This is a genomic window from Gemmatimonadota bacterium, assembly GCA_009835325.1.
In the GTDB taxonomy this organism is placed as follows: Bacteria; JAAXHH01; JAAXHH01; order JAAXHH01; family JAAXHH01; genus JAAXHH01.
In genome coordinates this window covers 1-5,316 of sequence record VXWP01000062.1, presented here as the reverse complement: position 1 = coordinate 5,316, position 5,316 = coordinate 1, and the positions used below count along the sequence as shown (strand labels likewise).

The 5,316-nt window shown below is 65.0% G+C and carries 6 protein-coding genes and 2 pseudogenes (1 of these 8 only partly in view); 6 read left to right on the top strand and 2 right to left on the bottom strand.

The genetic code is table 11. The features are described from left to right. Positions 1-1,109 (bottom strand): annotated as a pseudogene (locus F4Z81_07940) (M20/M25/M40 family metallo-hydrolase); it reaches 511 nt to the left of the window's first position. Then, positions 1,102-2,100: an ROK family protein gene (locus F4Z81_07935; protein ID MXW04982.1), complete on the bottom strand. Its 999-nt coding sequence runs from the start codon at positions 2,098-2,100 to the stop codon at positions 1,102-1,104. The pseudogene F4Z81_07940 and the gene F4Z81_07935 overlap by 8 nt, the downstream one beginning before the upstream one ends. Positions 2,101-2,417: 317 nt before the next feature. On the opposite strand from F4Z81_07935, the gene F4Z81_07930 reads away from it, so the two are divergent. The 6 genes and pseudogenes from F4Z81_07930 to moaC all read left to right on the top strand — a co-directional run. After that, positions 2,418-2,915: a hypothetical protein gene (locus F4Z81_07930; protein ID MXW04981.1), complete on the top strand. Its 498-nt coding sequence runs from the start codon at positions 2,418-2,420 to the stop codon at positions 2,913-2,915. A 9-nt stretch (positions 2,916-2,924) separates the two neighbouring features. Beyond that, complete coding sequence (gene cyoE / locus F4Z81_07925; GenBank protein MXW04980.1) at positions 2,925-3,770, top strand: protoheme IX farnesyltransferase; 846 nt, start codon at positions 2,925-2,927, stop codon at positions 3,768-3,770. A 3-nt stretch (positions 3,771-3,773) separates the two neighbouring features. Continuing rightward, positions 3,774-4,196 carry a DUF420 domain-containing protein gene (locus tag F4Z81_07920; GenBank protein MXW04979.1) on the top strand — a complete coding sequence of 141 codons (423 nt, stop codon included), beginning with the start codon at positions 3,774-3,776 and terminating at the stop codon, positions 4,194-4,196. A 27-nt stretch (positions 4,197-4,223) separates the two neighbouring features. Beyond that, positions 4,224-4,502, top strand: a pseudogene (locus F4Z81_07915) (ECF transporter S component). 180 nt (positions 4,503-4,682) lie between these two features. Continuing rightward, positions 4,683-4,859, top strand: a complete 177-nt coding sequence (locus tag F4Z81_07910; protein MXW04978.1) for a hypothetical protein — start codon at positions 4,683-4,685, stop codon at positions 4,857-4,859. Further along, positions 4,837-5,316, top strand: a 480-nt coding sequence (gene moaC, locus F4Z81_07905; protein ID MXW04977.1) for a cyclic pyranopterin monophosphate synthase MoaC, incomplete at its 3' end; no start/stop codon positions are given. The genes F4Z81_07910 and moaC, both read left to right, overlap by 23 nt.

Below are 5,316 nucleotides of genomic sequence, written 5' to 3'. Positions count from 1 at the left end.
TGCCGGGAAACGACCTCGCGAACGGCTTCGACCACGGGCGAAGCGAAGGGCGATGACGAGTTCCCGAAGTTCAGTATGGTCTCTATCTCGATCCCGTCGTCGCCGACCACCTGTTTCAGCTCCTGGACGAAATCGCCTGGCTCTTCCCCCGGAAGCAACCTGCAGTCCAGTTCGGCCGTCGCCGCCTGAGGTATGATATTGATTTTGTCGCTGCCCTGCAACATGGTTATGGAGATGGTATTGCGCAGAATCGCCGCGTGATGCTGGTTGCGCAGCAGGTCCGTCAGGAAACGGCGGTCCCGGACGGATTCCCGGATATTCGCGAATCGCTTGCGGTATCCGTCTTTCTGCAGGTGGGCAATGCCTTCGAAGTACCGCTCGGCCGCGTCCGTCACTTTGATCGGAGGCGTGTACGTCATGATGGCGCTCAAGGCGCGGATGAGCCGGTTCACGGCGGAATGGGGCTTCGGGCGGGAACCGTGGCCGGGTTCGCCGCGGGCGACCAGGCGGACCCAGCAGGGCGACTTTTCGGTGATGTCGATGGAATAGACGGCCCTGCCGTTCTCCAGGCGTCCCTTGCCGCTCTCGTTGATCAGGAATTCCGCGTCCGAGACGAGTTCCGGGCGGTTCCGTGTGATCCACCGGGCGCCAGCCGATCCGCCGGCCTCCTCGTCGGCGGTGACAAGAAAGATCACGTCCCTTTTCAACGGAAATCGGTTCCGGTGCAGCGCGAGGAAGACCACCAGCTCCGCGATGCCCAGGTTCTTCATGTCGAGGGCGCCGCGACCCCAGATGTAGCCGTCCCGGACCTCGCCGCCGAAGGGATCGACGGACCAGTAACGGCGGTCGGCGGGTACCACGTCGCTGTGACTCAGCAGCACCACGGCCCGCTTCGAACCGTCCCCTTCCAGTCTCGCGTAGAGATTGGAGCGTCCCGGGGCGGACTCGTGGACCTGGCAATCGATGCCTTCTTCGGAGAGGATGCGACTGAGGAAAGTGGTCGCGCGATCCTCGTTCCCGGGGGGATTCGTCGTGTCGATACGCAGGTACTCGCCCAGCAGTTGTACGGCTTCCCGTCCCAACGCGTTCCAGTCCAATGCCCTAAACACTCCCTTCGGATTGTACCGCCTGCCGGATCACGGCGATGGCGGCGAGATCTCCCACTTCGTCTCCCAGTCCGGCGGGCACGACCCGCACCGTGTCGTAGACCCGCGGCCAGGTTTCACGCCGGAGGTACGCGCGGATAGGTTCCAACAACAGATCCTGCGCCTTGACCAGGATGGTTCCGATGACGATGACCTCCGGGTTCAGGATATTCACGATGTTCCCCAGTCCCACGGCCATGTACCGCGCCGTCTCGTCCACGATTTCCCGGGCGGCCGGGTCGTCCTGCCTGGCCGCGTCCATGACGGTCTCCGCCGTAATGCTTGCCGGTTCGCCCCCGGCCAGATCGACCATGAGCGAACCGGGAACCTCCTGCGCAATCTCCCGGGCCCGCCTGGCGATCGATGGCCCCGAACACAGGGCTTCCAGGCACCCGCGCTTTCCGCAACCGCAGGCAGGACCGTTTTCGACGATGGTCATGTGACCCACTTCGCCGGCCGTGTCGCCGGGGCCGCGGTAAAGTCGGCCGTCGAGTATGATGCCGCCGCCGATACCGGTGCTCATGGTCATGTACACCATGTGCCGGCAGCCCCGCCCGGCCCCGAAGGACCACTCCGCCAAGGCACTGGCGTTGGCATCGTTTTCGACGAAAACCGGCAGCGAAAGCGCGCTTTCCAGCCACGCCTTCAGCGGGACCTCGTCCCAGCCCGGCAGATTGGGCGGCGCGTAGACCACCCCGGTTTCCGTGTCCAGGGGACCGCCGCAACTGACGCCGACGCCGGCCAGCTCCGCCGGGGAGAGCGCGGCGCGCGCCATGGCTTCGCGGGACATGTCCACCAGCGACGCCACCACGGCCCTCGGACCTCGATCGGCTACGGTCGGCCGCCGGATCTTGCGCAGGATCTTCCCGTTCCGGTCGGCGACGGTCACGGCGAGCTTGGTGCCGCCGATGTCATGACCCAGGTAGTACGGGGCGTTCCGGTCTGGCTGGGACATAGTCGCGGGTCGAAGCGTTCATCCTGGCTGGGCATCGTCGCGGGTCGTCGCATGAATCCCGGGGCTTCGCAGACGCTTTCCGGCTATCCGAAAATCATGCAGATATTATAGCCCGCGGGCGGCTTGTGTCAACTGCTTTCAGCCGGGCCGCGATGCCGTTCCGGTCCGCTAAAAACTGATTGACAGCTACCGTCCGGCCCGGGCATTTTTGCAGGAGTCGGATGGCCGCTTCCCATCCCGGGCGGCCCTGGCCTTAAGGCACGCGGATCCTTAGGGTCGTTCCACGGCCCGCCGGAGGAATGGGAGGAAGACGGCATATGTTCGATACCAAGATTCTGTGGATGTGGCTGCATGTACTGGGCGTCGTACTGTGGGCGGGCGGTTTCTTCTACGTCCTGGTCGCGCTCACCCCGGTGCTCCGGTCGGGCAGGGCGTCGGAGGAACGCGTGGAGATCATGCGCCGGACCGGCGCCATATTCCGCCGGGTATCCTGGACGGCGATTATCATCCTGGTCGTGAGCGGTTCGTTCAGCCTGTACAACCGGATCATGGATGGGGTGGCCGCCCGGGCGATGTCGTCCCAGCCCGAGCTGTACCCGCTGCTTCCGCCGGGCTACGAAGCCCTGATGACCGTCAAGCTGCTGATCGTGATCGCGTTGATCGTGCACCATGCGGTCCGGCTCCTGGAACCCCGGGTCCTCGAAGACGGCAGTATCGGGTTCAAGTCCAGGGCTTCGGGCATCGTGGGCGCCGTGCTTTTCGCGGCGGCGGTGCTGCTGGGCCTGATCCTGCTGACCATGAATGTCTCTGTCTGATTCGTCCCCATGAAGGACTTCATCGCCCTGACCAAGCCCGGCCTGGTCATCATGCTGGTGCTGACCACCTGCGTCGGGTTCTATCTTGGATCCGACGGGCCGGTGGACTGGCTGCGCCTGCTGCACACGCTGGCCGGAACCGCCCTGGCGGCCGGGGGCACGCTCGCCCTGAATCAGTTCATGGAGCGAGACCGGGACGCCATGATGCGGCGGACCCGGAAGCGTCCGCTCCCCGCCGGGAAGCTGCAGCCCGCGCAGGCCCTTGGGTTCGGCGTGGCCATCACGGTGGCGGGCCTGTTGTACCTGGCGCTGGTGGTCAACGTCCTGAGCTGTGCGGTCACCGCGCTGATCACCGTCACCTACCTGTTTCTCTATACGCCGCTCAAGCACCGGACCACGCTGTCGACCGTGTTCGGCGCCGTCCCGGGCGCGTTGCCCCCGGTGACCGGCTGGGCGGCCGCCCGAAACGAACTGGGGCTGGAGGCCGGCGTCCTGTTCGCTATCCTCTTTCTCTGGCAGATGCCCCACGCCCTCGCGCTGGCCTGGCTCTTCCGCGAAGACTACGCCCGCGCCGGGTTTCAGCTGCTGCCCGCCGTCGATCCGGACGGCCGGTTCACGAGCGTGCAGATCCTGATCAACTGCCTGGCCCTGACCGCCTTCAGCCTGGTCCCGACCATACTGGGCATCTCGGGGGTCGTCTATTTCTACGCGGCTTTAGCGGCCGGACTGGGACTGCTCGGTTTCGCCATCCACCTGACCGTGACCCGGACCGAAGCGTCGGCCAGGAACCTGTTTTTGGCGTCGCTGGTGTTCCTGCTGGTCCAGTTCTCCGTGATGGCCTATGACAAGGTGTAACACATGCTGGAGATAACGGACCTGCCCCTGGTGAACGCGTGCCTGAACTCGACCAGCGCGGCGTTCCTGGTCGCGGGATACATCAACATCAGGAAGCGGAATATCGCTGCGCACAGGATGTGCATGCTGGGTGCGGTCGCCGCGTCCGTATTGTTTCTCACCACCTATCTGATTTACCACTTCAACCACGGCAGCACGCCCTTCACCGGCGAGGGATGGACTCGTTACGTCTATTTCACCATCCTCATCAGCCACACGATCCTGGCCACGGCCATCGTGCCCATGGTCGTGCTGACGCTGCGCCACGCGCTTAAGGGGCGTTTCGAGCGCCACGCGCCGCTGGCCCGATGGACCCTGCCGATCTGGCTGTACGTGTCCGTCACCGGCGTGCTGGTGTACCTGATGCTGTACCAATGGCAAGGTTAGGTGAAATGGCAAGGACAGGTTCCTGATATGGCCGCTGTTCCGGTACGCAGGTTGACGCTGGCCGCGCTCTCGATCGCGCTCGTGACGCTGGCGACCTTTGTCATACGCATCCCCAATCCGGCCACGCAGGGATACATCAATCTCGGCGATGGGCTGCTGTTCACCCTCGCCCTCGTCTTCGGATGGCGCATCGGTGGTCTCGCGGGCGGGGTCGGTTCTGCCCTGGCCGACGCGCTGGGCGGCTACTTCATCTGGGCGCCCTGGACGCTCGTCATCAAGGGGATCGAGGGGATCCTGGTCGGAACGATCGCGTTCTGGGGCACCGGGGGCGGTCACGACACCGAGGGCGGACTTGACGACCAGGGCGTACGGGGTACATCGGATGTCAGCGATGCACGGAGCGCCGGCGCTGCGCCGGCCGCCCCGGGCGGTGACCATCCCCGCCGGATCGCAGCCTTCGCAGCCGTGCTGATTGGCGGCGCCTGGATGGTTACCGGTTACTACCTGGCCGGATCGGTCCTGTTCGGCGGCATCGCCGCGCTGACGGAGATCCCGGGCAACCTGGTTCAGGCCGGCGTGGCGGTGGTGGTGGCCCTGCCCCTGTCCGTCCTGTTGAGAAACGCCTTGAAACGGAGTGATTATGGACCTCTCGCACCTCGATGAAAAAGGACGCGTCCGCATGGTGGACGTGACGGAGAAACCGGTTACGGAAAGGCGCGCGGTGGCCTACGGGGAAGTCCGATCCGCGACGGAGACGATCCGGAAGATCTCCGCCGACGAGATGGGCAAAGGGGACGTGCTGACCACGGCGAAGATCGCGGGCATCTCGGCGGCCAAGAAGACGGGCGACCTCATCCCCATGTGTCACCCCATCCCATTGACCCACGTGGAGATTGACATCACCCTGAACGAGGACGCGGGCAGGATCGGCCTACTGGCCACGGCCGTCGCGTCCGGCAAGACCGGCGTCGAAATGGAGGCCCTGACGGCCGTCTCCGTGGCCGCCCTGACCCTCTACGACATGTGCAAGGCCGTGGACCGGACCATGGAGATCGCATCCATCCTGCTTGTGGAGAAGGAGGGCGGCAGGTCGGGGGTGTTCAAAAGGCCCGGGTGGGAG